The sequence below is a fragment of the Gordonia sp. CNJ-863 genome, from assembly GCF_001942325.1.
Lineage (GTDB): Bacteria > Actinomycetota > Actinomycetes > Mycobacteriales > Mycobacteriaceae > Gordonia > Gordonia alkanivorans.
Genome location: NZ_MKKG01000015.1, coordinates 36,808 through 62,189, shown reverse-complemented (window position 1 = coordinate 62,189; position 25,382 = coordinate 36,808). Strand labels below are relative to the sequence as shown.

Annotated in this window: 26 protein-coding genes; 23 read left to right on the top strand and 3 right to left on the bottom strand. The window is 68.0% G+C overall.

The features are described 5' to 3' along the window. The first annotated feature begins 185 nt into the window (after positions 1-185). The 23 genes from BJF87_RS09860 (at position 186) to BJF87_RS26635 (ending at position 21,578) form a co-directional block, all read left to right on the top strand. Positions 186-1,847: a cutinase family protein gene (locus BJF87_RS09860; protein WP_075863044.1), complete on the top strand. Its 1,662-nt coding sequence runs from the start codon at positions 186-188 to the stop codon at positions 1,845-1,847. Positions 1,848-1,899: 52 nt separating this feature from the next. Next, the gene (locus BJF87_RS25710) at positions 1,900-2,793 is read left to right on the top strand and encodes a hypothetical protein (protein ID WP_262338931.1); all 894 of its coding nucleotides are present in this window, start codon (positions 1,900-1,902) and stop codon (positions 2,791-2,793) included. A 62-nt stretch (positions 2,794-2,855) separates the two neighbouring features. Continuing rightward, complete coding sequence (locus BJF87_RS09850) at positions 2,856-4,118, top strand: hypothetical protein (RefSeq protein WP_075863042.1); 1,263 nt, start codon at positions 2,856-2,858, stop codon at positions 4,116-4,118. Between the two features lie 39 nt (positions 4,119-4,157). Then, positions 4,158-5,003: a hypothetical protein gene (locus BJF87_RS09845; RefSeq protein WP_075863041.1), complete on the top strand. Its 846-nt coding sequence runs from the start codon at positions 4,158-4,160 to the stop codon at positions 5,001-5,003. Positions 5,004-5,005: 2 nt separating this feature from the next. Beyond that, positions 5,006-5,602: a DUF6668 family protein gene (locus BJF87_RS09840; RefSeq protein ID WP_262338939.1), complete on the top strand. Its 597-nt coding sequence runs from the start codon at positions 5,006-5,008 to the stop codon at positions 5,600-5,602. Between the two features lie 18 nt (positions 5,603-5,620). Beyond that, the gene (locus tag BJF87_RS09835; protein WP_075863039.1) at positions 5,621-5,962 is read left to right on the top strand and encodes a hypothetical protein; all 342 of its coding nucleotides are present in this window, start codon (positions 5,621-5,623) and stop codon (positions 5,960-5,962) included. Positions 5,963-5,977: 15 nt separating this feature from the next. After that, positions 5,978-6,226 carry a hypothetical protein gene (locus BJF87_RS09830; RefSeq protein WP_075863038.1) on the top strand — a complete coding sequence of 83 codons (249 nt, stop codon included), beginning with the start codon at positions 5,978-5,980 and terminating at the stop codon, positions 6,224-6,226. Between the two features lie 44 nt (positions 6,227-6,270). Further along, positions 6,271-6,849, top strand: a complete 579-nt coding sequence (locus BJF87_RS09825) for a hypothetical protein (RefSeq protein ID WP_262338938.1) — start codon at positions 6,271-6,273, stop codon at positions 6,847-6,849. 38 nt (positions 6,850-6,887) lie between these two features. Then, entirely contained in the window at positions 6,888-7,325 is a 438-nt protein-coding gene (locus tag BJF87_RS09820; RefSeq protein ID WP_075863037.1) for a hypothetical protein, read from the top strand. Further along, positions 7,322-8,167: a hypothetical protein gene (locus tag BJF87_RS09815; RefSeq protein WP_075863036.1), complete on the top strand. Its 846-nt coding sequence runs from the start codon at positions 7,322-7,324 to the stop codon at positions 8,165-8,167. Before BJF87_RS09820 ends, BJF87_RS09815 begins: the two co-directional genes overlap by 4 nt. Further along, positions 8,158-9,618: a hypothetical protein gene (locus BJF87_RS09810; protein WP_262338930.1), complete on the top strand. Its 1,461-nt coding sequence runs from the start codon at positions 8,158-8,160 to the stop codon at positions 9,616-9,618. Before BJF87_RS09815 ends, BJF87_RS09810 begins: the two co-directional genes overlap by 10 nt. Before the next feature lie 70 nt (positions 9,619-9,688). Beyond that, positions 9,689-10,165 (top strand): hypothetical protein, encoded by a 477-nt coding sequence (locus BJF87_RS09805; protein WP_075863035.1) that lies wholly within the window; start codon positions 9,689-9,691, stop codon positions 10,163-10,165. Beyond that, complete coding sequence (locus tag BJF87_RS09800; RefSeq protein WP_075863034.1) at positions 10,162-11,652, top strand: SCO6880 family protein; 1,491 nt, start codon at positions 10,162-10,164, stop codon at positions 11,650-11,652. Before BJF87_RS09805 ends, BJF87_RS09800 begins: the two co-directional genes overlap by 4 nt. Positions 11,653-11,665: 13 nt before the next feature. After that, positions 11,666-13,534 carry a hypothetical protein gene (locus BJF87_RS09795; protein ID WP_075863033.1) on the top strand — a complete coding sequence of 623 codons (1,869 nt, stop codon included), beginning with the start codon at positions 11,666-11,668 and terminating at the stop codon, positions 13,532-13,534. Further along, the gene (locus tag BJF87_RS09790) at positions 13,531-13,842 is read left to right on the top strand and encodes a transposase (protein ID WP_075863032.1); all 312 of its coding nucleotides are present in this window, start codon (positions 13,531-13,533) and stop codon (positions 13,840-13,842) included. The genes BJF87_RS09795 and BJF87_RS09790 overlap by 4 nt, the downstream gene beginning before the upstream one ends. Beyond that, positions 13,839-15,863, top strand: coding sequence for a transglycosylase family protein (locus BJF87_RS27100; RefSeq protein ID WP_075863031.1), 2,025 nt, complete (start codon positions 13,839-13,841; stop codon positions 15,861-15,863). Before BJF87_RS09790 ends, BJF87_RS27100 begins: the two co-directional genes overlap by 4 nt. Before the next feature lie 10 nt (positions 15,864-15,873). After that, the gene (locus BJF87_RS09780; protein WP_075863030.1) at positions 15,874-16,458 is read left to right on the top strand and encodes a hypothetical protein; all 585 of its coding nucleotides are present in this window, start codon (positions 15,874-15,876) and stop codon (positions 16,456-16,458) included. Continuing rightward, positions 16,455-17,210, top strand: a complete 756-nt coding sequence (locus tag BJF87_RS09775) for a hypothetical protein (protein WP_075863029.1) — start codon at positions 16,455-16,457, stop codon at positions 17,208-17,210. The genes BJF87_RS09780 and BJF87_RS09775 overlap by 4 nt, the downstream gene beginning before the upstream one ends. Beyond that, positions 17,207-17,911, top strand: a complete 705-nt coding sequence (locus BJF87_RS09770) for a hypothetical protein (RefSeq protein ID WP_075863028.1) — start codon at positions 17,207-17,209, stop codon at positions 17,909-17,911. Before BJF87_RS09775 ends, BJF87_RS09770 begins: the two co-directional genes overlap by 4 nt. Further along, the gene (locus BJF87_RS09765; protein ID WP_075863027.1) at positions 17,911-19,740 is read left to right on the top strand and encodes a type IV secretory system conjugative DNA transfer family protein; all 1,830 of its coding nucleotides are present in this window, start codon (positions 17,911-17,913) and stop codon (positions 19,738-19,740) included. The genes BJF87_RS09770 and BJF87_RS09765 overlap by 1 nt, the downstream gene beginning before the upstream one ends. Next, positions 19,737-20,198 (top strand): DUF4913 domain-containing protein, encoded by a 462-nt coding sequence (locus BJF87_RS09760; protein WP_075863026.1) that lies wholly within the window; start codon positions 19,737-19,739, stop codon positions 20,196-20,198. The genes BJF87_RS09765 and BJF87_RS09760 overlap by 4 nt, the downstream gene beginning before the upstream one ends. Beyond that, positions 20,191-21,117 (top strand): hypothetical protein, encoded by a 927-nt coding sequence (locus BJF87_RS09755; protein ID WP_075863025.1) that lies wholly within the window; start codon positions 20,191-20,193, stop codon positions 21,115-21,117. Before BJF87_RS09760 ends, BJF87_RS09755 begins: the two co-directional genes overlap by 8 nt. A 26-nt stretch (positions 21,118-21,143) precedes the next feature. Beyond that, positions 21,144-21,578 (top strand): hypothetical protein, encoded by a 435-nt coding sequence (locus BJF87_RS26635; protein ID WP_262338929.1) that lies wholly within the window; start codon positions 21,144-21,146, stop codon positions 21,576-21,578. 159 nt (positions 21,579-21,737) lie between these two features. On the opposite strand, the gene BJF87_RS09745 is transcribed toward BJF87_RS26635, so the two are convergent. From BJF87_RS09745 to gmd, 3 genes are all read right to left on the bottom strand, one after another. Further along, positions 21,738-22,943 (bottom strand): diguanylate cyclase, encoded by a 1,206-nt coding sequence (locus BJF87_RS09745; RefSeq protein WP_262338928.1) that lies wholly within the window; start codon positions 22,941-22,943, stop codon positions 21,738-21,740. Positions 22,944-23,304: 361 nt separating this feature from the next. After that, positions 23,305-24,306, bottom strand: a complete 1,002-nt coding sequence (locus BJF87_RS09740) for a GDP-L-fucose synthase (RefSeq protein ID WP_075863067.1) — start codon at positions 24,304-24,306, stop codon at positions 23,305-23,307. Then, positions 24,303-25,331: a GDP-mannose 4,6-dehydratase gene (gene gmd, locus BJF87_RS09735; RefSeq protein WP_075863023.1), complete on the bottom strand. Its 1,029-nt coding sequence runs from the start codon at positions 25,329-25,331 to the stop codon at positions 24,303-24,305. The genes BJF87_RS09740 and gmd overlap by 4 nt, the downstream gene beginning before the upstream one ends. Positions 25,332-25,382 lie beyond the last annotated feature (51 nt).

Genomic DNA, 25,382 nt, shown 5'->3' with positions numbered 1-25,382 from the left:
CCGACCGCTCAGAGCGTTAGCGCTGCTGCCGCAATGTACGGCCGCACAACCACATTCCGATGCAGCTGCCGCCGGCCGGGATTCCTGTGCGTCATCGGAGTTCCATTCGAGGTCGGGTTGACTGTTGCGCATTGCAACTTGGGCCACCCATTGCTGCCGACGTGGCTGGCGGAAAGTGTGTCGCAGTGAGCGGCACGTGGCGACGACGCGCCGCCGTGGTGTCGGTGGCCTTCACCCTGGCCGTCGGAGGGCTGACGACGACAGTCGCCGCTCCCGCGGAGGCCGCCGGGTCGTGCCCCAGCCTCTACGTCCTAGGAGTTCAGGGCACAGGCCAGTCAGCGGCCAACGCCAGCCCGACCACGGACTCCGGGTTCCTGTCTTCGGTGATGAAACCGCTGATGACGATGGCCGGCTCCCTGGTTCAGCGCGCTTACGTCCCATATCCGGCGGGCTTTGGTGGCGCCACCGGGGGATCGTCGATGACCTTCGACAAGTCCGTCTCACATGCGATCACTCGCACCACCTCGATGATTAAGCAGGTCGCTGATCGATGCGACGACACCCAGTTTGCGTTGACTGGTTATTCGCAGGGGGCGTTTGCTGCGGCTCGTGTCGCCCGTGACATCGGCCAGGGACGAGGCCCGGTGCCGGCGGACCGGGTCGCTGGGGTGTCGCTGTTCGGCGACCCCACCCGGCCTGCGGGTGCTCCGCTGTTTCCCGGCCTCGATGGTGCTAGCCGTCCTGATCCGGCGCCTGGTACATCGGGCGAGTCGCTGATGACGGTGCCGGTGCTGGACCAGCAGATGCCGGCGGGCGGTGGCATCGGTCCGACCACAGATACAGTCAGCGACTACGGCGAGCTGACCGGACGCGTCGCATCCCATTGCCAGAGTGGCGATCTGGCGTGTGACGCACCTGCTGACGCGCCGGTTGTCCATCTGGTGACCAATATCGTGGGCCAGAGCAAGCTCGACCAGGACGATCCGGTGCAAATACTGACGTCGTTGGCCGAAGCGCTGGCACTGACTACGGTCAAGACCGCCGTTCCGGTGATCAATGAGGACGTCCAGGGCGAAAGCCTGGAGGAGTTGTCGTATCAGCCGAGCCAGTCGATTTCGCAGCGGTTGGCGGTGGCGTCTGATCCGCGGACCCCGTTGCCATCGGCTGGCGATGCGCTCAGCGCGTTAGTGAAGGTCGGCACGATCGGCCTGAATGCGGTCGTCACAGTCGCCAAGGAAGTCCTGACCCCCGCGACGATCACCGCTCTGGCGACCACTGGTTTGGCGAATCCTCCTGCGGCGCTGGCGATGCTCGGCGCGAAGGCACTGGAATCGACGGTGAAGCTGGTTCCGCCCACAACGGTGAACCGGTGGGCCAATGAGGCGTTCACTGCGGTCAAACAGAACATCTCCGACAACTCGGAACTACTCGACGTGTCGAACCTGGTGCGCTACTGGCAGACCGCGCAGCAGCACGGCAGCTACACCAGCAACGGCTCGACCGCGGCAGGGCTATCGGCAACGGCCTACACCGCCACCTGGTTTGCTGCCCTGGCCGCAGACCTGGCGGGTAAGACGCTGACCCCGTCCGGGAGTGGGGATGGGTTCTTCGCCCCAGACACCAGCACCCCGCAGTCGGCGGCGGTGGTACCGACGCTGCCCGATGTCACGACGGTGACCGCAGGTTCGTCGTCGAGTTCGTCGACCACCCCTTCAGCGTCGCCGTCGACACCGTCGATAGCGCCGAGCAGTGAAGCGGCGGTGCCTAGCTCGGCTATCCCGGAGTCAGGTCAGTTCTCAACCGAGAGCCCCACTTCGTCGTCGGCGCCTGTGCCGGCCGCGGGCTGACCCTCCTCCTCCTATCAACATCCGAATCCCGAAAGGGGTTAGGGGAATTTTGTTGACAACCAACAACTCTGACGAAACAGACAACACCGACAGCGAGCGATGGTTCGACACTGTGCGCGCGTGGGCATCGACCGGTGGCACACCGGCGCGCGAGCTGGCCGCGGACCTGACCGCAGCAGGGTTTGTGCAGCCGGCACCGCCAGCCGAGGTGGCCGATGAGTGGGGGTGGCTGGCCGCCGACACGCACGATGCGGCCGACGATCCCGCACCGACCACGGCGGGGGAGGCGATGGTCGACGCCGAGCCTGTTGCCCATGCCCCGACTGGTCCGGTGGTCGAGACCGCCAGCGCTCTCCTATCCGCCGCCGGAGATGTGACCGAGCCTCGGCGGCGCGTGACGGTGTCAGGGAGAAGGGTGAGGGTGCTTGTGGCGGTCGCGGCCGCGGTGGTGGTGGTGGCCGGGGTCCTGGCCGCTGTCGTGGGCAGTGTGCTGAGCGGGGCGAGCGAGGACCCACGACCGCGTGATCCGGTCGCGGTGCTGGGCGCCACGTCATCGGCGCCGCCACCACCTGCCGATGAGTGCCCCGAACAGGTCGACGGGCCGGTGACAGTCGGTAACGACGAGGGCGACCAAACCTCAGGTCCCGGGGTTATCAAAGCGTTCGACTACGCCTACTACGTCCGCCGATCCGGTGAGGCCGCCCGCGCGGTGGCCACCCCGAACGGGGTGGGAGCTACCGCCGATCTGCAGAAGAGCATCGACACACGCCCGGCCGGGACGAGCCACTGCCTGCGGATCACCGACCGCGGCACCGGCCTGTACGCGGTGACGCTCACCGAAACCCAACCAGGCCAGGCCCAACCAACGGTGTATCGCCAACTCATCCAGACAGTGCAGGCCAACAGCAAGATCTGGATCGCATCCATTTCCAAAGACGAATCCTGACCGCGTACGTCGACAACCCTGTTGGCGCACAGCTCATTTCAATCGAGAGGAACTGAACACCTATGACCGCCAAACATCACCCACGTGAGGGGCACACCTTCACCAGCCACCGCATGATCGCCGCGGCCGTCGTGGCCGGCACCGTGGCTACCGGATTCGCCGCTGGGCCAGCGTTGGCTGAGCCCGAGCAGGGCGGAACCGGGCAGAGCACACCAGAGCAGGGCGGCACCACCTCGACCCCGCAAGCCCCAGAACAGGGCGGCACCTCCACACCCGCGCCGACTCCGCCTGTCACTGAGCCCGGGCCGGGCTTCATCCCGTCACCGCCGCAAGAGGCGCCGTACCAGCCCTACGTTGCGCCGCAGACCTACAGCGAGCGGCCGTACACCCCGGCACCGTCGCGGCCCTTCACAGCGCCCCGCCCGACGGCGCCGGTGAAGCCGATCGCCCCGCCGCCCGAGATGATGCGCGTGGGCAACTACGTGGTTCCCGTCACCGACGTCAAGAAGCAGGTCCCCGGTATCACCCAGGCGCAAATCAACTCGATCAACGAGTGGAGCGCCTACGGCGAAGCGAAGATCGCCCAAGGCCTGATCAGCGTGGGCGTGCCCGAGGACGAGGCCTCGCGCCAGGCCGCGGCGACGATCATCGGCGTGATGGGCGGCGGCACCGCCGGTGCGCTCGCCCTCGGCGTTCCCGCCGCGGTCACCGGCGCGGTCGGGGGCGGCCTGATCGGCGCTGGCGTCGGCGCGGCGATCGGCTCGACCCTGGTGGTGCCGTTCCCCGGTGCGAACACCGGCCCCGGCGCGCTCATCGGTGCGGCATCGGGCGCAGCGATTGGTGCTGCGGCACTGGGCATCCCGGCCGCCGTCGTTGGCGGCGTCGCGGGCGGCACCGTCGGCGGTCTGCTCGCGCATGCTCTCGGCGCCGGGGACCCGGGCGCGAACCCGGCCCAGCCGCGGCTTCCCGGCCAGCCCGCACCGCAACCCCGCACCGCCCCGCAGCCGGCGCCGACCGGTCCCAATCAGTTCGAGGTGCGCCTGGCCGCGCCCGAAGCCGCACGGGCGGGATTGCCGGCGGTGGACTACCAGGTCAGCGTGCGCGGCGATGTGTCGGCGTCGGTGGACGTGGCCGGTCAGACGGTGCGCGCCGGGTGGTCCGGGGAGCAGGCCCGCGCACCCTACAACACGCTCGGCGCCGGCGGCGCCAAGGCGCAGGAGACGGTGCGGCAGTGCACCGAACAGGCCACCGACCAGCTGAGCAAAGCAGTGCCCGGCCTGCACGTCGCCTGGCCTGGCCAGCAGAAGACGCCCGCTCACCGCTGAGCCGCGGCGCTTCCCTCTTGAGAGAAAGGAACACCCACCATGAGCGAACCAACGGCATCGGCGTCGTGGTTGACCGAAACCGGACACCGGCCCCTGATCGGTGTCGGCGGCCGCGCACCCGGACCCGCGCGGGACGTCGTGCGCGAACGGCCGGTCATCGTGTGCGGGACCAGCGGAGGCGTGGGCACCTCGGTGGTGTCAGCGTTGCTGGCCGACTACCGGGCCGCCGAGCTGGGGGAGTGCTCGTGGTGGGTTGACCTGTCGCACACCGACAGCGACATGGTCGAGCGGTTGGGCGCCGACGAGCTCGGCGACCCGGGCTGGTGGCAATCGGGGCGGGGGACCACCCTGTGGTCCCCGACCGAGGGGTCCTCGATTCCCACCGCCTTCTACGCGTCGCCGCCAGAGGGGGCCTCACTTCCCAGGGCCCTGTACGAGGCATCGACCACCGGGGCCGCGGTCCCGGTGGTCGATGCCGGCACCCGCGCACACGCCGCGGCCGCCACCATCCGCGATCACCATCAGACCGGTGCAGCCACACCGGTTCTGGTCCTCGGGCCGCGCCCTGATCTGATCAACCGCGCACGGCGGGTGCTCTCCCTCTGGGAGGCCGCAGGCGTCCTGGAACACACGGTGCTGGTGGTGTGCTGCCAGGTCCCGACGCTCAATCACGCCGTGCTGACCGACATGCTCCACGACGCGGTGACCGGCCACGTGGCCGCGGTCGTCGCGCTCGACTACGACCCCGTGCTGGGGGCGGGCACCGCCCTTGACCGCGACGCCCAAGAACGGCTGTCGCCGCGCACCTGGGACGCCATCGGGGCGCTCGCGGAATTGACCCGCGACGGCCAGGCAGGCACCGGCCGGCAGGTGGTGTCGCGGTGAGCATGCTGACCCACACACCCGCCCGATTGGCGGTGCGTACCGAACCGCTCCCGGTCACCGGCGAATTCCCGCCGCTGTTCGCGCTCATGGGCGCGCACGGCGGAGCCGGGGTGAGCACCCTAGCGACGATGTGGGCGCCGGCCGCCGACACCGGCCGCTGCTGGCCGACCTCACCGGCCACCACCCGCCGCGTGCTGGTGGTGGCGCGCGAACACATGAGTGGTATCGCCGCGGCCGCCGACGTGCTGCGCGCCGCCCACGAGGGCACCGCACCACTCGGGGTGGCTGTGTGCGGACTGATCACTGTGGCCGCCGAACCGGGCCGGGGGAGCAAAGACGTCCTGCGGTACGCCCGCACCGTCGCCGAGCTGGCCCCGCACTCCTACCGCATCCCGTGGGTCAAATCGCTGATCCCGTTGCTGCACCGACAGTTACCGACCTGGCGGCCAGCCGACGGGGTCAAAGCCACCCGCGCCAGCTCCGACGGCGTGCTGGCCACCGTGCCCAGCCCGATCGCCGCAGTCGGGCAGCAGATTTGCGACGACTTGGCAGCCGCCCGCGCTGCCGCACACAGCGAACCGTCATCCACGGTCGCCTAACACAAAGGAAGAATCACCATGGGAATCGTCCACACCACGTACGGCCAGGTGCAGCTCCTCGCCACCGAGGCCCACCTGCTCGCCACCCCCGCCAGCTCCGTGGAATACAACGCGGAGGGATACGACATCCCGCCGCAAGCCCCGCCGGGGTCGGAGAAGTTCATGACGCTGGTGTCGTGGATCGGGTGGGGTGCGTGCCTGGCCGCGGTCGCCGCGCTGCTGATCGCAGGCGGCAAGTTCGGCTTCGATCGCCACCAGGGCACCGCCGACAGCGAAGCGGCCACCAAGGTCGCCAAGACCTGCGTGGGCTGCGTCATCATCGCGATCGCCGGCGGTCTCGTCGGGGCTCTCACAGCCTGATGAAGGAGACCACGCATGCTGGTGATGCAGCTGGCCGCCGACCTGCCCGATGCGGTCACCCAGCCGTTCGAACAGCTCTTGGGCTGGATGTTCTGGTTGATCTGCCTGGCCGGGGTCGGTCGGTTGTTTTGGATCGGCGGGCAGATAGGTCACGCCCATCACAACCCTCACGCCGAGCCACCCGACACTCCGCTCGGGGTGATCGTTGGGCTGATCATCGGGTCGTCAGCGGCGGGGATCGCCGGGGCACTCGTGTCCTTCTAGCTCGGGTCCTGGCAACGCTGGCCCCGCTGGTTGTCGTGGTGAGCATGCTCACCGGCTGCGGCGGCGACGCCGACCCGGGCGCGCACTCGTCGACGACCCAGCCGCCGACCGCACCGCCCACCGACGTGAGCTGGACGACGTTCAGTGGCGTGCAGGTGCCGTGCGCCGACCAAGGTCCGAAGGACTGCTACGGGTCGGCCCCGACCGGCTATGAGCACACCGGCGCCGGGGCGGCGCTGGCCGCGATCTCGGCGACCATCCGCATGTCGATCGCCGATGACGTGGTGTGGCCGAAAGTCGTGGGAGCACTCGTCTCACCGTCTCCGGCGCGGGATCAGTGGTCGATCAACCGGGTGCGCATCTCGATCGTGCACCCGGTCGAGAAAGACCAGGCGCCAGTGGTCGAGGGCTACACCATCGACTCCTACACCCCGCAGAAGGCGACGGTCGGCATCATCACCCGCCAACCCGATAAGTCGCTGACCCGCACCACCGCCACGGTCGTGTGGTCGGTGACCGGTGACTGGCTCCTTGAGCTACCCGCCACCGACAACACCACCCCACGGGTGCAAGCCATTACTACCGCACCTGCGGACATGATCGACCTCCCGGAACCCTCCTAACCGTGTCAAACACGCTGCACCGCAGAAGGAGTCAGCACATGCGTTATCCCCTCGGGCTCAGGCTCGACGACATGCCTCACGAGTTGGGTGTGTTCCTGATGGCCAGCGCTGGTCACGGTGTGGCCGGCGCCCTGCTCAGTCAACTCGCCTTGTGGACCGGCAGCGACACCGTCGGCGCAATCGCTGTCATCGCTCTCGGTGTCGGTTTCCTGCTCACCGCGGCCGCGGCGTTTCTCGTGCGCGGTGAACCGACGTCGCCGCCCTGGTCGCCGAGCATGGTCGGAGCGCGGCTGCAAGTCATCGGGATGATCGGTGCGGGCCTCGGCGCAGTGATGCTGGCGATGTCGGGCGGACTGCCGATGATCACGTGGTTCGCCATCCCCATCGGTATCGGCGTCCTTTTGACCTGTGCGTTCGTCCTCAGCTTCTACGCGACAACCGACGAACCGGTCGGGCATGGCGGTGAGCGGGCATGAGCACCAACGACACCGAGGCCACCACGCCGAAGCGGCGGTGGAACCGGCCCATCGTGTGGATCGCCCTGGCCGTGGTGGGCGTGGCGATCGTGGCCGCGGTCGGCTACGCCGGCTCACGTCTGGACAACTCTGACGAGACAGCACCGCCGCCGCCACCGCCGATCAGCACTCCGAGCGTGCCGAGCGGCGATCCGGGCCGGGACTACCTCGGTAACGACGTCGACGTCCTCGGCCGCGGTATGCGCATCCCGGCCGATCCGAACGGCCATGTCCTCGACCAGGGCGCGAAAACCTCACCGGCGCAGCTGACAAGCCCGTTGCGTGCACCGCAGGGCTTGGAGTGGCAGAAGGTCTACGGGGTGCCGATGCCGTTCAGCACCAGCGACGGCCCGACCGCCATCAGTCCCGACGGTGTGCCGTCGGGTTTCAGTCGCACCCCCCAAGGTGCGGCGCTGGCCAGCCTGCAAATCTTGCTACGCGCCACCTTCGGCCCGCAGAACGTGCGGCAGGCGGTCGTGGACAGCTCTGTGGTCGGACCCGACGACCTCAAACAGCAGATGCTCGCGGTCACCAATGACCCGCAGTACCAGACGATGCCGGCCGCAGTGCAGATCACCCCGGACCGCTACACCGAGAACGCCGCCTCCATCCGGTGGGCATTCGGGCCGTTCCCCGCGCCCGAGGAGTTCCCGACCACCAACGGCACCGTCTACGGCGGCGGCTACATGCCGGTCGTGTGGGACGACGGCCGGTGGAAACTGCGGATCACCGAGCAGATGCTTTCCACCGACCAGGGCCTCATGGAGTACATCGACAACCCGGCGTGGGCGACATGGTTCTGACTCACACCCGCTGGCCCCGCCGGTTGCTCATCGCGGTCGTCCTCGCGGCTGTGCTCGTGCTGCGGGTGCCGTTCGGCGGCGCGGCTGAGGACCCTGACGCGCAGATGGTTCCGGTCGCGGCGGCGGCTCCGAGCATAGGCGACAACATCAAGGAGTGCGCGTCGAGCCCGTATGGGCTGCTCACCGGCGTGCTGGGGTGCGCGGCAGTCAAGTCCGCTGGCGGGGCGGTCAAAGACGCTGCCGGGGAGGGCTTCAAATCGATGGTCAAGTCGATGGCCCAGGGCTGGGTGAAGATTCTCCAGCTCACCCTTGCGTGGTTCATCAAGCTCCCCACCCCGCAGTACGCCTCGGACTCTGTCATCCAGGACATCCAGAAAGCCACCGTGCAGATCCAGCTCTACGGGCTGATCGCGTCGATTTTGATCGGGTCGTGGCGGCTGGTCATGGCACGCCGCCAAGCGGTGATGAACGAAGCGCAGGAATCGTTCATGGGCTTGGCGAAAACAGTGTTCGGCGCGTGGATGTTCGGCGGTGTGCTCACCGCGTGCACCGCCAGCAGCGACGCCTTGTCGAACTGGCTGCTTGAGCAGGGCACAAAGGACAACGAGAACCTGATCACCAATCTCGCCGCGGCGAACCTGCTCACCCTCGGATCGGGATTGATCCTGATCGTCGCGGTGTGCGGCATCCTCGGCGGCATCTTGCAGGCGGTGCTGCTCATCGGCCGCCAGGCCATGCTCGCCGTGGTGGTCGCGATGATCCCGCTGGTGGGTAGCTTTGGCGGCACCACTATCGGCAAGATGGCGTTCTCCCGTCTCATCCAGTGGACGATCGCGCTGCTGCTGTGGAAACCCGTAGCGGCCCTGGTGTATTGGGTTGCGTTCAAACTCGCCGGCCACGACGTCGGGTCTCTCAAAGACGCCCAGATGGCGCTCATGGGGTTGATCCTGCTGTCCCTGACAGTGCTGGTCCTGCCGATGCTCACCAAGTTGATTTCGGCCGGTGCGGCGATGTCGGGCGGTTCGGGGTTGCAGGCCGGGATGATGGCCGCGGGCGCGGTCGCCGCGGCGGGGACCATGGTCGCCACCGGTGGCGCATCCGGTGCGGCCAGCGCAGGGTCGGCCGCGGGCGGGTCGACCGCGTCGATGTCCGGGGCCTCCATGGGTCCCATGGGCGGGCCCACCGGCCCCAGTTCCGGCGGACTGTCCGGGGGCACCGGATCATCCGGCGGACCCTCAGGATCGTCTGGTGGCGGGGGATCGGGCAGCGGCCGCGGCGGCACCGGCTCGTCCGGACACGTCGCGGCACCGGCTCAGGTAACCCCGGAGACGCCGGCACCGCCGCAGGCGCGGGCACCGGCCCGCAATCCTCCGCATCGCCCGGTGCGGGCAGCAGCGGCACCGGATCAGTCGGGGTCGGCGACGTCAGTCAGGCCGCGTCCTCAGTCATGAGCGCATCGGAACAACTCTTCGACGACAACTACGAGTCGTCGTCTCTGGTCAGCGAAGGAGGCCAATACCGATGACCGACAGCACTATTGCTGATACCGAGTCGAACCGGCGCAGCACCGGCCCTCTCGTCTGCATGGGGGCGAGCGCAGTCGTGGCTATCGTCGCCGCGCTGGCAGGGCACGCGATCCAGTGGCGGTGGCTGACGCTCACCGCGCTGCTGGTGCTGCTGGTCGGGTCGTCGGCAGCAGCCGTGTGGGCGTGGCGCGACACCCGCGGGGGGCGGTTCGGTACCGCGGTGATGAGCGGCATCGCGGCCGTAGCGGGGTGGATCGTCACGGTGTGGCTGGTGGAGTTCCCGCCAGTGATGGTGACCGTGGCGCTCGGCGTTGCTGGTTTCACCGCGATCGCAGCGATAGGCACGGGGGTTACCCGCCGACTGGATTCCGGCTGCTTCGGCTACTGCGTCGGCACTCTCGGCCAACCAGCGGCGGCCGCCGCCATTGTGCACGAGGACAGGGCCCCCGCCACCGAGGGTGAGCAGCGGTGAGCGCATCGGAGGTGAACGACGTTCTGCTGTATGGGCGGTGGGAGAAGCCGCAATCACCGGGCTTGTTCGGGATGTCCTGGGGCGCCACGTTGTTCGCCGGTGGCGTGTTGATCGTCGGGGTGTTGCAGTTCATGGTTTTCCGGTCGCTGCTGGTGACCGGCGTCGTGCTGTTGTTCGGCGCAGTCGTGTTGGTGCCGCTGGTGCAGAAACGCCGCGGCCGTACTGGTTGGGAGTTGATGATCGTGAGGTTCGCGTTCTGGAACGCCAAGCGCAAGGGACACACCACGTTCCGCGGTGGCGTGTTCGGGGTGGTGCCCGGGCGATGCCAGATGCCCGGTATCGCCGGGGATACCCGGTTGTATGAGTACGAGTTGAGTTCGGGTCATCGGTTTGGGCTGATCCACGCCCGCGCGAAGGACCACTACACGGTGGTGCTCTCGACCCAGCCCCAAGGCCAGGAACTCGTCGAGCAATCCCAGATCAACAACTGGGTACGCGGCTGGGACGACTTCCTGTCCGGTCTGGGCAAGACCCACAACGTGGCCGGGGCCATGGCCGTGGTGGAGACGCTGCCGGACAACGGCACTCGGATTGCCGCCGAGGTCCGCTCGATCACGTCCAAGCACGGTCCGGAATTCTCCCGTGAGGTGATGGCGCAGACGGCGTTGCACCGGATGTCGGCGAAAGTCCGCAACGAGGTGCGGGTGTCGATCACCTTCCGCCGCCAGCGCGAAGCCGACAGCACCGAGGTCGCCGATCAGGGTGCGGCGATCGGGCGTCTGCTCTCGACGATCGTGGGCCGCGCGGCGACAGCGGGCCTGGATGCCACGCCGATGACCGCGGGCGAGTTGTGCGCGGTGGCCACCCGCGCGTTCCGCCCGGAGCTCGACCGCGAGTTGGAGGTGATGCTCTCCCGCGATGAGCAGGACCAGTTGCGGTGGGACCAGACCGGGTGTGCCGGTGCGAAGGCCGAGTGGGACCACTACGTGCATAACGGGTTCCGGTCGGTGACCTGGGAGATGACCGACGCCCCGGCGGGCACGGTCACCCACGAGGCGTTGCGGCCACTGCTGGTGCCGCGCATGGATGTGCCGCGTAAGCGGGTGGCGATCGTGTACCGCATCCACAACGAGGCCGAAGCGGTGAAGCTCGTCGACACCGACTTCAAGAACGCCCTGTCGGCCGAGCAGGCCAAGACCGGTATCGGCTCGGCCGAGGCGTCGATCCGCGTGGACAACACCCGCGCGGCTCGGATCGAACAGGCCCGCGGCGCCGGGTTGACCCGGTTCGGCATGTTGATCACGCTGACCGCTCCGCGCGACGCCGATCATCCGCAGCTGGCCGCGGAACTCGAAGGCATGACGTCGGCGGCCCGGATCGGGGTGCAGCGGGTCTACGGCGGGCAGGACTCGGCGTTCGCCGGGTCGCTGGGCTTGGGCATTCTGCTGCCTGAGTACGCCACCGTCAACAAGCGTCTGAGCGCGTGAGGGGACCGGTGCAATGACGCTACTGAGCACTCGTCCCGGCCAGCGCGGAACGGCCACCGACGACACAGCTTCCCCCGAGCAGATCCCCGACACCGTGCGCATCGGCGGGGTGCTGGTGATGACCGCCATGCGCTACGAAGCGCTCAAGATGGCGGCCGCCGATAACACCGGCGGGCGGTGGGCGACCCGCCGCGCTCAACGCAGGCTGGCGGCCGAGAACCGTCGGCGCGAGCGCGCGATCACCCGGGCGGTCGAGCAGGGCGGGTTCGATATCGAGAGTCCCGACCCCGGGCATCGGGGGACGGCGAAGCCGGGTGGCGGGCGTACGTCGATCGTGGTGCGGATGCTGGAGTGGCGCACCACGACCGCGCAGGTGGCCGGCGGGTTCTGGCCGTTCTCGATCGGTGCGTCGTCGCCGCTGCTGGGCACCCCGCTCGGGGCGCATTTGCAGACCGGTCAGGACTTCGGTTGCGATCCGCTGACCTGGTTCCTGGCCGGTTTGATCACCGCCCCGATCGCGTTCGTGCTTGCGCTCAACGGGTTCGGCAAATCGTCGCTGGTGCGGCGGCTGGCGGAGGGCAACATGGCCCAAGGCCACACCTCGTTGTTCCTCGGCGACATCAAACCCGACTACGCCGACCTGACCCGCGCCAACGACGGCCAGGTCATCACCGGCGGCTACGGGCATCAGAAGATCAACCCGCTCGCCGCGGGCGCGCTCGGCGAGGTCCTGGACCAACTGCGCGAGCGGGCCGCAGCGATGGAGGCCGACCCGCAGGCCAGTCGGCGTGGCCTGGACAAGCTGCGTGAGCAGATCATCCAGGTGAGCGCGGACCTGCGGTCCCGCCAGGTCGCCACCGTGGCCGGTCTGGTGGAGATCAACCGCGGCCGCGCGGTCGAGGACTACGAAGACACCCTGCTCGGTTCGGCCCTGGACATCCTGTACCAGCCGGTTGCCGAGGGCGGTAAGGGGTTCACCGGTGCGCACCCGCCGATCCTGGAAGACCTCTACGACGTGGTCAAGGCCGGATCGGCGAGCTTGTTCGAGGACGCCGCGGTTGAGACACCAGAGGCGTACGTGGCGGCGACGGCCAACCTGTTGCGGTCGTTGCGGGCGTTGGTGCGCGGCCGTTTGGGCCGGGTCCTCAACGGCCAGACCACCGAGCCCATCGACGTCAACGCCCCGGCGGTGTGTGTCGATGTGTCCCGGGTTCCCAAGGGCGACAAGAAGCTCAAGGCGGCCCTGCTGCTGGTGTGCTGGTCGGACGGGTTCGGTGCGGTCGAGGCCGCGCACGTCCTCGCTGATGCCGGGTTGGGTCCGCGACGCACCTTCCAGGTCATCATCGACGAGCTGTGGCAGGTCATCGGTTCCGGTGCCGGGATCGTCGACCGCGTCGATGCACTCGTGCGGTTGAACCGGTCGGATGCGGTGTCGCTGATCATGATCACCCACTCGGTGGCCGACCTGTCGGCGTTCGAGTCGCAAGCGGATGCGAACAAAGCGATCGGGTTCCTTGAGAAGGCGCGACTGAAGTTCATCGGACCGGTCGGCACCGAAGAACTCGACCGGCTCTCCACGGTGACCCACTTCAACCGCGCCGAGCGGGCGCTGGTCACCTCTGCGGCATCCACGCCACCGCCGTCGGAGTCGGTGCTGCGCAAATTGCGTGCTCGGATGCGTGCCGGGGATGACGCTTCGACGACCTCAGCTGATCGGCCGCGCCCGCACGGGCAGGGGGTGTTCCTGCTCAAGAGCGGTGAGGACGAGCGGCCCGGAACTCCGTTCCGGCTGAACTTCACCCCGATCGAAGCCGACGGCGGCGTGCACAACACCAGCGGACGGTTCACCGGCGTCAGCACCCGATCCGGTGATGCGGCATGAGCACCCCGGACTTCGATCGCCGCTACGGCTGGATCGACCCCGAGATTCGGGAACTGGCCGTGGCCGCAGTGCGGGAAGTCCTGCCGCATGTGCGGTCGCTGTGGGCGGCGTGCACCGAAGTGTCACAACAGTTCTCGGTACACCCGAACACCATCAAGAACTGGTATCAGAAGGCGATCGCCGACGAGGACACCGCACCGCAGGCCGGCAGCAACCTGGAGCTGGCCGCTACCCGGGAGAAGCTGCGCGCCTTGCAGCAACTCAACGCCGATCTCGTCGCGGCACTCAAGGACCGGGCGCGGCCGTGAATGACGGGGCCAAGGGGGGTCTGGCCGCAGCGTTGGCGCTGGTCGTGGCGATTCCGTTGATTGTCGTGACGATGCTGAGCACCGTGGTGACCGACTGCGAGACTCCCGGTGCGGGGGCCGGGTCCAGCGGTGGTGGTAATCCCGGGCAGCGGACCTTTCCGATGAAGAAGGGCACCTACAGCCTGACCTCGGGGTTCGGTCCGCGTGGCGGTGCGATGCATCAGGGCGTGGACTTCGGTTCCCAGCCCGGTGTGCCGATCTATGCCGCGTTCGACGGCACCGTCTCCAAGTCGGGGCCGGCTAGTGGGTTCGGGCAGTGGATTGTGCTGTCGCACAACATCGACGGCAAACGCGTGGACACCGTCTACGGGCATGTGTTCCCCCAGGACCTCATGGTCAGCGCCGGCCAGAAAGTGACCGCGGGGCAGCAGATCTCCCGTGCCGGGTACAACGGCGAGGTCTCCCCACCTGGGCCGGGTGGGACGCACCTGCATTTCGAGGTGTGGGAAGGCGGCTGGGGGCAGCGGGCGATCGACCCGATGCCGTGGTTGACAGGTGCCCGCGAACCGGGTAGCGCCCCACCACCGACGGCCCCGGCCCCCGGTGGGGGAGCCGACGCGGATGTGGTGACGGTGGCGGACTGGAACAAGGTCGCCGAGCACGAATCTGGCGGCAACTGGTCGATCAACACCGGTAACGGCTACTACGGCGGGTTGCAGTTCTCGGCGAGCACCTGGACCTGGTTCGGGGGCGCGAAGTACGCCCCGACCGCCGACAAGGCGACCCCGGGTCAGCAGATGGAGATCGCCAACACGACGTTGCAGGGTCAGGGCTGGGACGCGTGGCCAGTGACCTCCCGCAAGGCCGGGGTCCGCAGCAAGAAACCGGCCCCGGAGGGCATGTTCGTCGACAGCGCACCCGCCCGCGCACCACCACCCGCGCCACCGGCAGCAGGTGCACCGCGTGCGGAGACACTGGGCGCGGTCACCGATAGCAGCGGCGAACTCGACGTGTCCAGGCCGATGGCCTCGCGGCTGGGCTCGGAAGCGCATTTCCAGACCAACACCGTGCGACTGGTTCGCGCTGTCGCTCAACGGTTCCCGCAGCTGAAAACGATCGGCGGATGGCGCGCCGACGGCGGCGGATTCAGCGACCACCCCGATGGTCGCGCCGCCGACATCATGATTCCGGGCGGCGGCCGCGACCCGGCGAACGTCGAGCTGGGCAACCGCATCCAGCGCTACGTGATGGCCAACAGAGACGTCTTTCACGTCGAGTACACCATCTGGCGGCAGTACTACCAGCCCGCCCGCGGGCCCGGCAACACCATGCCCGACCGTGGCGGTTGGACGGCCAACCACTTCGACCACGTGCACGTCACCGTCGAGCGGTCCCCGCTCTACAACGGAGAAGACCTCGGCCGGATCCGCGACCGCGGCGGCGACGCCGGCGGCAGCAGCGGAACCGACGACTGCGCACCCGAAGGCACCCCCGGCGGCGGGGGCGGGATCGTCAAGGTCGGGACAGTGCCGGCCGACTGGGCGCGCTGGTACAACGAGGCCGGGACGATCTGCCCGCAGATCACCTCGTCGCTGTTGGCCTCGCAGGGCAAGCAGGAGACAGGGTTTCGTGCGACCGCCGTGTCGCCGGACGCGGCGATGGGACCGGGTCAGTTCATCCCCTCGACGTGGGCCACCTACGGCAAGGACTACGACCGCGACGGCCGGGTCGACCCGTACTCCCTCGGCGACGGAATCATGGCCCAGGGCCACTTCATGTGCGACATCGCCAAACAGGTCGACGGATGGATCGCCTCGGGTGCCGTCGACGAGCGCAGCGGCCCGAACAAGGACCGCCGCGACCTCTACCTGGCCGCCTACAACGCCGGCCCCGGTTCGGTGCAGTCCTCGGGCGGATTCCCCAACCAGCATCCGCGGCACTTCTCCGAGACCCGGCCCTACGCCGAAATCATCATCCGCAACGAGCCCGCATTCCGCGACTCGCTGCCCGTAGAACGATAGGAGTCCCGCCATGCACCGATACCTGCACACCGGCGGTCTGGCCGTACTCGGCGCCGTAGCGCTGGTCGTGGCGCTGGCGCTCAACGCGTGCGGCGTCGACAGCCCCGACCCGCACAGCGACGACCATGTCGGCGGCCACGACCTACCAGTGGGGGACGGCCCGCAACCTGACGCCAGTCCGGATGAGTCGGCGACCGAAGCGCTGCACCGCATCTACAGCTGGGAACCGGCCACCGACGCCGATTCCGGCGACGGGATGCGCCGCGCGGTGCCGTGGCTGTCCGGGGCGCTGCGCACCGTGGCCACCCGCGCCCACGACGACACCGTGCGGGCGCTACCGGAGTGGCAGCAGTGGCGGACCAACCACGACATCGTCACCGCGGCGGTGAAAGTCACCGCCCGCGCCGATCGGCCCGGCGATCTCGACGTCGGGCGCCGCGCCCTGGTCACCCAGGACGTCATGCACGCCGACGGCACCTCGACGCCGTGGCGGCTGATGACCTTCGACATCACGCTCTCCCGAGATGACGACCGGTGCTGGCGGATGTGGCGCATGGACCTGATCGACACCACGACGTTAGGAGCAGCACAGTGAGCGTCCCCTACGACCCGAACAACCCCTACGCCGACGGGTACGACGCCTACGGCTACGACCCCACAGGATTCGACACAGGCGGATTCGACCGCGACGGCTACGACGCCTCGGGCTATGACCGCTACGGGTTCGACCGGTACGGGCGTGACCATCTCGGCCGTGACAGCGACGGGTTCTACCTGGACGGATACAACGAGGCCGGCTACGACATCGACGGCTACGACCGAGCCGGGTTCAACCGCTACGGCTATGACCGCACCGGCCACGACCGCACCGGACACCGCTCACCGGCACCCCCGGCGCCACCGACCGTCCGCGAGGGCGTCAACGGCCTAGTCGGCGGAACGCTGGTCACCGTGGCCGTCACGGCCACCGTCACCGCGATGGTGGTGTGGATGCTGCGGTACCTGGCCGACCGCACCCCGGCCGCGGTATGGGAACACCTCGCCAGCACACCACCGGTGACGCCGAGCCCGGCCACCGCCGCGATCACCGCTGCGGCGCTCGCGGTCGCCGGGATCGCCGCGATGGTCGTCATGACCGTCTACACCCCGGGCGGGGCCGGCATGTTCCGGCTGCTGGTGGTCCTGGTCGGGGCGTGTCTGGTCATCGCGATGGCCAGCAACCACGACGCCGCGACCTGGCTGGCCTCAACGGTCATCGTCGCCGTGGCCGGCGCCGCGATCACCACGCTGGCACCCAGAATCGGCCCCCGAACATCAACCGCACCAACTGGAAAGGAACTGCGATGAGCACCACCACGAAGAAGAAGAACAACGCCTCCGACGCCAAGGACTGGGACACCGCCCGAGACTCCGTGCGCGACAACGCCGACACCTTGAGGGCGATGACCAGCCATTCGGAGCTGTTCAGCTGGGCCAAAGAGCACGGCATCGACACCGGCTCGCTGTTCCGCAAGTGGAAGACCGAGCTGCGTAAACAACTCCACATCGACTACGACGACCTGCGGCAGAAGGCGTTCGACGCCCGTCTGGCCGAGATGGACGCCGAGGCCGAGGCCGCACCGCAGGTGACGCTGTACGCCGCCGGAGACGTCGAGGTCAACTCGTTCGCGGTGTGCTCCGAGCATGGTGAAGACCCGTGGTACGGGGAGTTCCACGACAACGACCGGGTCGATGATCAGGACAGCGCCGACCGCGAAGCGGCCCGTAAGGCGGTCTATCTCGCCGGCCAGGCCCGCGACTACCAAGAGCTCGACCTGATCGGGTTGCGGCTGGTGGTGTCCAACCACCGGGTGACCACCCGAGCATTGCAGCGAGACATCCTCAAGCACAGCGTGTTCGTCACCGTCGAGGTCGTCGACAACGGTGAGGACAACCCGGCGCTGGAGGTGTGCCGGATGCCCGGCTTCCGCACCTGGCGTGAGGTGTCGCTGACCGACCTCCTCGCCGCCGAGCCCGCGACGGCCCAGGATGAGGGGGAGGTCGTCTGATGGCCGCCACACCGGGCACCTCCACCGAACCCACCCGCAACCACTCCGACAAACTCCTGTTCGCCGGCGTCGGGGTGGTCGTGGTGGTGTCGCTGTTGAGCTGGGCGGCATTGCATCTGGCCGGCGGGCAGACGGTGCCGGCCAACCCGTTCGCGGCGCCGATCGCGCTCGTCACCGGCGACCTGCGCTGGCCGACCGCGGCCACGGTGTGGCTGATCGTCATCCTGGCGCCGGTCGCCGCGGCCGCCGGATATGCGGTGCTGCGCTGGCGGCGCCGCCCGAAGCGTTCGCGCGTCGACACCGCCCAACAACACCTGGGCAGCGGCGCCGACATCGCATCGGTGACCGAAAAGTCGGTCGCCGCCAAGGCCCGCGACCTCGGCGTCGACCAGGACGCGGCACCGGCGGGGTTCTCCAGCACCATCGGTGTGCCACTGGGAAAGACCCTGTCTGGCACCCCGATCTACGGATCGTTTGAGGACATGCACCTCGACATCTGGGGACCCCGACAGGGCAAGTCCACCTCGAGGATCATTCCGGCGATCTGCGAGGCCCCCGGAGCGGTGCTGGCCACCGAGAACAAGCGCGGCAACCTCGACCACACCCGCCTGGTCCGGGAGTTCCGCGACGCCACGGGCGCCCCAACCCGCCAGGTGTGGGTGTTCGACCCCCAATCGGTTGCCAACGAGGAACCGTGGTGGTTCTGGGACCCGCTGAGCTACGTCACCGACGAGACCCGCGCCGAAGAACTCGCCCAACTCTTCGCCGCCGGAGACGACGGCCAGGACGCCAAGAAGGACCCCTACTTCGAGCCCGAGGGCGAAGATCTCCTGGCCAACCTCATCCTGGCCTCCGCCCTGGCCGGCGAACCGATCACCACCGTGTTCGAGCGGCTGGTGGTGCGAGCCGACGGCCACGACGCGGTCGCGATCCTGCGCGAGCACGACTACCCGATGGTCGCCCACGCCCTCAACGCCCGCCTGAACCTCACCGACAAGCAGGCCGACGGCATCTGGGGCACCGCGATCAAGATGGCGAAATGCCTCCGCGGGCGCAATGTGCGAGCGTGGGTCTCGCGCACCGGCCCCGACGACCAGCGCCCTCACCTCGACCTCGCCAGCTACATCCGACGCGGGGAAACGCTGTACTGCCTCTCGCGTGAAGGTGTGGGGTCGGTCGGCCCGCTGGTCGCCGCGTTGACCATGGCCACCACCAAAACCGCCGAGGCGATCGCCACCGCCTCCCCAGGTGGGCGGCTACCGGTGCCGCTGCTGTGCGCCCTCGATGAGGCCGCCAACGTCGTGCGCTGGCCCGATCTGCCGAAGCTGTACTCGCACTACGGGTCCCGCGGAATCATCATCATGACGATCCTGCAATCGTGGTCCCAAGGGATCGGGGTGTTCGGGGAACGGCCGATGAAACTGCTCGAATCGTCGTCGAACATCTACATCTACGGCGGCAACGTCCGCGAGACCACCTACCTGGAAAGCCTGTCCAAGCTCGCCGGCCAGTACGAACGCCGCGCGCTCAACGTGTCGCGGTCCAGCGGATCAGGCAACAGCCGAGGATCACAGTCGGTGTCGGAGCACACCACCCGCGAAAACATCTTCACCATCCGCGATCTCGCCTCCTGGCCCCGCGGCCGGATGCTGCTGTTCTCTGCCGGTAACCCGCCCACGATCCTGCAACCGATCCCGTGGATGGACAAACCCTATGCACCACTGATCCGGCAATCCCTGGCCGAATACGGGCCACAGAAACAGGACGACGACGGCGCGCCCACACCCGCCGCGACAATCGACACCGCCGACGAAGGAGACGCGGCATGACCGACCTGCTGATTGATGATGGCTTCGACGACTTCGCCGAGTCCGACGACGACGTATACGAGGCACCCGCGACCCCGGAGACGGAGTTTGAGTCGGTCTATGAGTTCGTCGACGACCACCTCGTGCTGCTCTACGCCCGTCACGTCAAGACCAAACCCGGGCGGCTGTGGTGCCCGCGCTGGTTCGAACACGCCGAAGCCGTCTCACGACTGGAAGCGCTGTGGCGCGCCTACGAATCGCTGCGCCTGGACCCCGCCACCGGAATGAGTGTGTGGTGGCGCGATCACGCCGACCATCACATGGCGGTCCTCATGTCGGCCGACGGCCCGTTCGAGGGGTGCAGCGCCGACCGAGGCCACAACCGGCCACCGCCACCACTTCCCACCGACAAACTGACCGACCGCGCGCTACGCGAGGCGATGAGCGTCACCGACGAGGAGGACACCACCGATGAATGAGCACGAGCAGGAAACCCGCGAACTCGAACAAGGTATGGAACGGGCGCTGGCCGTGGCCATCGCCCACACCTCGTCGCTGATCGAAGCGTGGGCGCGGCGCGCGGCGCACAAGGCCCGCGAGAACGCCCCCGACACCGACTCGCAGGCGCCGAACGCGGTGTACATCGCCCTTGCCGCCGACGCTGCCGACACCCAACGGCAGGTGCGCGCCGAACTCGCTGTCGCACAACCCAATGCCGACTACTGGAAACACGCCAGCCCTGACGAACTCGCCCGCAAAATCCGTGAGGACTACGGCATCGAACCCGCCCGGCTGGGGGAGCGCACCCACGACCGGCACTGGGCAGAACGCGCCGACGGCCGCAACGTCGTCGACCTCTACGCCATGGCCGACCGTTACGCCGAGCAGAGCGCGACCGCGGCCGCGGTCCGCGACAACATCGGTGACCTGATCCGCGACTACGGCCTCGACCCCGACGAGCTGATGCGCAGCTCGCCTCACGAGGCCGCCGAACGCTACACCCAGTCCCGGGCCGAACACTGGGCGCCCGGGCAGCCGCCGGCACTGAGCGCCGATGGCCGCGACGCCACCGACCGCGACGGCGTGCACGTCGCCGCGCTGCTGACCCAGGCCCAAGCCGCCGACCTCGACGCCGACCAGGCCGCCGAGCTGTTGGACCTGGCCACCGAACGCGCCGACGCCGCCACGACGACCGAGGTTGGCGAACAGGCCGGGCAGTCCCGGGCAGACCGCGTGGCCGCGGTGAGCACATCCGAGAGCGGCAAAGCCGCCGTGACCGCGGCACGCGACCACCCCACCAACCCGCGCAGGGCCGCCGCGAGCACCGGTCAGAAACAGCCGACCGCGCGCCGATCGAGCACCCTCACCGCCGACCGCACGCGCGGCCGCGGCCTCTGACCCCGTCCGACGAAAGGAATAGTGCAATGACTCAGTTCGATCCCAGTAACTTGCTCGCCGAGATCGAGGCCGATGACGCCGCCGAAGCGCAAGCGTTGGCCGAGCGGCAGCGTCGCCGGCGCGAAGCGCTCGAACCGGCGGCGCGGCTGGCCGCCGAGATTGCGACCACCCGCGAGCACTTCCTCGCCGAGGACCGCCAACGGCTGACCCGGCTGGCCGAGTTGGTGAAGGAAGCCAGGAAGAACGGCGCACCCGCGGCCAAGCTCGACCAGCTCGACTTCGCGCCGCTCACCGCTCAAACCCAAGGGATGCGGGCACGGTCGAGGACGGCAAAGAGCCGGCCGCGTCGCAACCCGCAGGCGACCGCAGCGGTCGGCTCCAAGACAGTGGAGTCGGCCGTTCACCAGCTGACCACCAGGAAAGAGGGGACCAGCTCACCGCAGAGCAACCACCCCAGCTGACTGCACCCACCTGCCAAGGTGAAGGCAGCAGCATGAATCAACACGACATCTAAGCGCAGCGCTGGCGCCGGACACACAGCGTTAGTTGCAGTAGTTGCTGCCCTTATGCCTGTCGGACTCGATTTGAGAGCGCCGAGACAGCGCGCAAGCGGTGACGACTCAACGTCCGCTGGTGCGGCTGTCGATGTCCACGAAGTCGGCCGGCCGCCGATAGAAGACCTCGTACAGGCTCGCCGACGGCGGTGACACCGTCCGCTCGGCGTCGGCGGCATGCGCGCTCGGTGCGCCGACGTTCCAGATCACCGCGTCGATGGACTTGATGACGGTGGTGTCCCGGCCGTTCTCCTTTGCCTGGTAGACGCAGTCGTCGGCCTGTCCCAGGAGGTTGCCGATCACGTCGTCGGTGGAATAGGCGGTCTCGAACCGGCCGGAGACCGGATTGTCGCCCGCGACGCGCAGCGGCGCGCAGACACCGCCGACGCTTATCGTGACCGGTGCGGCGGCCGCCACCGCGGCCCGCAGGCGTTCGGCACTGAGCCAGAGCTCGTCCGCGTCGTGGACGACGTGGAACATGAGGAACTCCTCGCCGCCGTAACGGCACACCTCCGAACCGACCGGGGCGTGCTCACGGATCGCGGCCGACGCCGCCAGCAGTACGCCGTCGCCGGCGAGGTGACCGTACTGGTCGTTGATCCGCTTGAAGTGGTCGACGTCGAGCAACAGGATGCCGATCCACCCGGTGGACGAGCGTGCGGCCGAGAGGAGCTGGGAGGCGCGGATCAGGAAGCCGCGGCGGTTGAGCAGTCCGGTCAGTGGATCGATCCCGACCAGGCGTGTCTGCTGGTCGAGCACGGCTTCCATCGACTTACGCAGCGCGACGACCAGGAACACCGGCACCACGATCAGACCGAGCATCGCGCCGAAGCTGATGAGATATGCGGGCAGTGACGGGGTGGTCACCGCGAGGACGACCGCCGCGCAGACGATCGCCAGCGCCAGATGGGACAGGATGAGCCGGGTCGTCGCGGAGATCGCGTCGATCGCCGGGATGACCGCGACGATGGCGAGGACCAGCGTCGACGACCGTGGCGAGGCGAGGATCATCGACGTGCCGCAGATCCCGACGATGCCCAGCCCGCCGAGGAACGCGAACTCGAGGTCGGTCAGCCGGGCACGGATGGCCGTGACCGCGAACACCACGGCGATGAACAACCAGATGGTCAGCAGGATCGGCATCCCGCCCGGGTAGAGGGTCTCGGGCGCGAGCACGCTGATGACCGGTAGCGGGATGACACCACCGGTGCTGATCAGTGTCGCCATCGATCGGGCGTCGTAGCGACGAAGCACCCCTCTGATCAACCCCATCAACCACGACCACCTTGCATTAGCGCTGTCGCCTCAACCGCTTGCCGGCCGAACCTCACATCACTCCCACCTCTTGAAGCTCCTGACTACCTCGACAAACAAATGCGGCCACCACATCTGCTGCCACTCCACAGCGGGGATAAGGCCATCCGGTTGTACATTCACAAGCAGCCCTTGTAAGCGGCCGCGGCTCTTAGCGAGGAGCTGCACTCGCCCTCGTGGTCCAGGAGGGCGAGCGGACTGGGCGGGCTTTTGAGCGCGCAATTCGATCCAGAACTGCGCTCCGGCAAGTGCGGATCGCTACCATCGCATCGCCTCGAGGGTCCGAACAGATTTGCCGTCTGGGGTCGTCACCGGCGGGTCAGCGCCGCAGTCGATGCGTCTCAACGTGCAGGGGATCTGCCTTCGACTGCTGGTACCACTCGACCGTGTCGAGGACCCCGTTCGACAGCGGGATAGTTGCTTGCCAGCCCAGTTCGGCCAGTCGGCTCACATTGAGTACCTTGCGCGGGGTTCCGTCCGGACGCAAAGTGTCCCAGTCTGTTTCGCCGGTAAAGCCGACAGCGTCGGCAACAGTTCGGGCGATCTCCTCGATGGTGTGATCGATCCCGGTTCCCACGTTGATGTGCGTGTCACCGTTGTAGTTCTCAAGGAGGAACAGCACGGCGGCGGCCAGATCGTCGACATGCAGCAGTTCACGCCGGGGCGTGCCACTGCCCCAGTTGACCACCCGGGGCTTACCAGCTTCAACGGCGCTGCTGTATCGGCGGATCAGCGCGGGCAACAGATGTGACGAATCAGGGTCGAAGTTGTCTCCAGGGCCGTAGAGGTTGGCCGGCATCGCCGAGATCCACGGCAACCCGTGCTGCCGGCGAACCGATTGGACAGCAACTATTCCCGCTATCTTCGCGATGGCATACGCGTCGTTCGTCGGCTCCAAGGCGCCGGTCAGCAGCGCCGACTCGGTGATCGGTTGCTCGGCGAACTTCGGATAGATACACGACGACCCGAGAAACAACAGCCGTTGGACCCGCTGCTCCAGAGCAGCGTCGAGCACGTTCGTCTGAATCCTCAGATTGTCGGACAGGAAGCCGACCGGATTCGCGTGGTTCGCCCCGATGCCGCCGACCTTCGCGGCGGCTAGCACCACGACGTCGGGCTTTTCGGCAGCGAAGAAGTCGAACACCGCCTCGCGGTTACGGAGATCGAGTTCGGAACTGCTACGGCCAACGACCTCGGTGACCCCGGCCCCATGCAGCCGACGGGTGACCGCGGAGCCGACGAGTCCCCGATGCCCCGCCACGTACACCTTGGTGTCGTCGGCCAGCGGCGTGTTCCATGTAGCGGTGGATACGGCGGTCATGACCACCCCTCGACGGTCGGGACGTCGACGTACGGTGACTCTCTGGTCTGCAGTGCGGCGATGTCGGCATCCACCATGATCCGCGCCAGCTCGGGAGCGTGTACCTGCGCTTTCCAACCGAGATCGCCCGCGGCCAGCGAGGCGTCGCCGATCAACGCGTCGACCTCCGTCGGACGCAGATATCGATTGTCGAAGCGAACGTACTCTTCCCAGTCGAGGCCGACGTGGTCGAAGGCTGTCCGCACGAAGTCCCGGACCGTGTAGTCGGCACCCGTTGCCAGGACGTAGTCCTTGGGTGTGTCGGCTTGCAGCATGCGCCACATGCCTTCTACGTATTCGGGCGCGTATCCCCAGTCGCGGGTCGCGTCGAGGTTGCCCAGGTACAGATCGTTCTGCAGCCCGACACGGATGCGGGCGACGGCGCGGGTGATCTTGCGGGTGACGAAGGTTTCGCCACGTCGCGGCGACTCGTGATTGAACAGGATTCCGTTCACCGCGAACATCCCGTAGGCCTCCCGGTAGTTGCGGGTGATCCAGTAGGAGTAGACCTTGGCGGCTCCATACGGCGAGCGCGGGTAGAACGCGGTGTCCTCGTTCTGCGGAGGCGGCGAGGCACCGAACATCTCCGAGGTGGACGCCTGGTAGTAGCGGCAGGCGATCTCCGACATTCGAACCGCTTCGAGCAGTCGCGTCGAGCCGACACCGGTCGTGTCCGCGGTGTGCTCGGGTTCGTCGAAACTCACCCGCACATGCGACTGGGCGGCCAGGTTGTAGACCTCGTGCGGGTCGATGGTCCGCAGCAGTGTCACCAGGCGAGCGCCATCGGACAGGTCGCCATAGTGGAGGTACAGGCGGGCGTCTGCCTCGTGTGGGTCGGTGTAGATGTGGTCGATCCGGGCGGTGTTGAAGGTCGACGCTCGGCGGATGAGGCCATGGACCTCATAGCCTTTGGCGAGCAACAGTTCGGCGAGGTAGGAGCCGTCCTGTCCGGTGATACCGGTGATGAGGGCGCGTTTGGTAGTCATCGATGGCTTTCTTGATCGAATCGGATTGTGCGGGTACGCGGGTTTTGCGGG

What these genes read in the sequence shown, in the direction of transcription:
- BJF87_RS09850 (WP_075863042.1), top strand. Translation starts at nt 2,856, where the DNA reads ATGACCGCCAAACATCACCCACGTGAGGGGCACACCTTCACCAGCCAC.
- BJF87_RS09845 (WP_075863041.1), top strand. Translation starts at nt 4,158, where the DNA reads ATGAGCGAACCAACGGCATCGGCGTCGTGGTTGACCGAAACCGGACAC.
- BJF87_RS09840 (WP_262338939.1), top strand. Translation starts at nt 5,006, where the DNA reads ATGCTGACCCACACACCCGCCCGATTGGCGGTGCGTACCGAACCGCTC.
- BJF87_RS09835 (WP_075863039.1), top strand. Translation starts at nt 5,621, where the DNA reads ATGGGAATCGTCCACACCACGTACGGCCAGGTGCAGCTCCTCGCCACC.
- BJF87_RS09830 (WP_075863038.1), top strand. Translation starts at nt 5,978, where the DNA reads ATGCTGGTGATGCAGCTGGCCGCCGACCTGCCCGATGCGGTCACCCAG.
- BJF87_RS09825 (WP_262338938.1), top strand. Translation starts at nt 6,271, where the DNA reads ATGCTCACCGGCTGCGGCGGCGACGCCGACCCGGGCGCGCACTCGTCG.
- BJF87_RS09820 (WP_075863037.1), top strand. Translation starts at nt 6,888, where the DNA reads ATGCGTTATCCCCTCGGGCTCAGGCTCGACGACATGCCTCACGAGTTG.
- BJF87_RS09815 (WP_075863036.1), top strand. Translation starts at nt 7,322, where the DNA reads ATGAGCACCAACGACACCGAGGCCACCACGCCGAAGCGGCGGTGGAAC.
- BJF87_RS09810 (WP_262338930.1), top strand. Translation starts at nt 8,158, where the DNA reads ATGGTTCTGACTCACACCCGCTGGCCCCGCCGGTTGCTCATCGCGGTC.
- BJF87_RS09805 (WP_075863035.1), top strand. Translation starts at nt 9,689, where the DNA reads ATGACCGACAGCACTATTGCTGATACCGAGTCGAACCGGCGCAGCACC.
- BJF87_RS09795 (WP_075863033.1), top strand. Translation starts at nt 11,666, where the DNA reads ATGACGCTACTGAGCACTCGTCCCGGCCAGCGCGGAACGGCCACCGAC.
- BJF87_RS09790 (WP_075863032.1), top strand. Translation starts at nt 13,531, where the DNA reads ATGAGCACCCCGGACTTCGATCGCCGCTACGGCTGGATCGACCCCGAG.
- BJF87_RS09780 (WP_075863030.1), top strand. Translation starts at nt 15,874, where the DNA reads ATGCACCGATACCTGCACACCGGCGGTCTGGCCGTACTCGGCGCCGTA.
- BJF87_RS09770 (WP_075863028.1), top strand. Translation starts at nt 17,207, where the DNA reads ATGAGCACCACCACGAAGAAGAAGAACAACGCCTCCGACGCCAAGGAC.
- BJF87_RS09765 (WP_075863027.1), top strand. Translation starts at nt 17,911, where the DNA reads ATGGCCGCCACACCGGGCACCTCCACCGAACCCACCCGCAACCACTCC.
- BJF87_RS09760 (WP_075863026.1), top strand. Translation starts at nt 19,737, where the DNA reads ATGACCGACCTGCTGATTGATGATGGCTTCGACGACTTCGCCGAGTCC.
- BJF87_RS09755 (WP_075863025.1), top strand. Translation starts at nt 20,191, where the DNA reads ATGAATGAGCACGAGCAGGAAACCCGCGAACTCGAACAAGGTATGGAA.
- BJF87_RS26635 (WP_262338929.1), top strand. Translation starts at nt 21,144, where the DNA reads ATGACTCAGTTCGATCCCAGTAACTTGCTCGCCGAGATCGAGGCCGAT.
- BJF87_RS09745 (WP_262338928.1), bottom strand. Translation starts at nt 22,943, where the DNA reads ATGGGGTTGATCAGAGGGGTGCTTCGTCGCTACGACGCCCGATCGATG.
- BJF87_RS09740 (WP_075863067.1), bottom strand. Translation starts at nt 24,306, where the DNA reads ATGACCGCCGTATCCACCGCTACATGGAACACGCCGCTGGCCGACGAC.
- gmd (WP_075863023.1), bottom strand. Translation starts at nt 25,331, where the DNA reads ATGACTACCAAACGCGCCCTCATCACCGGTATCACCGGACAGGACGGC.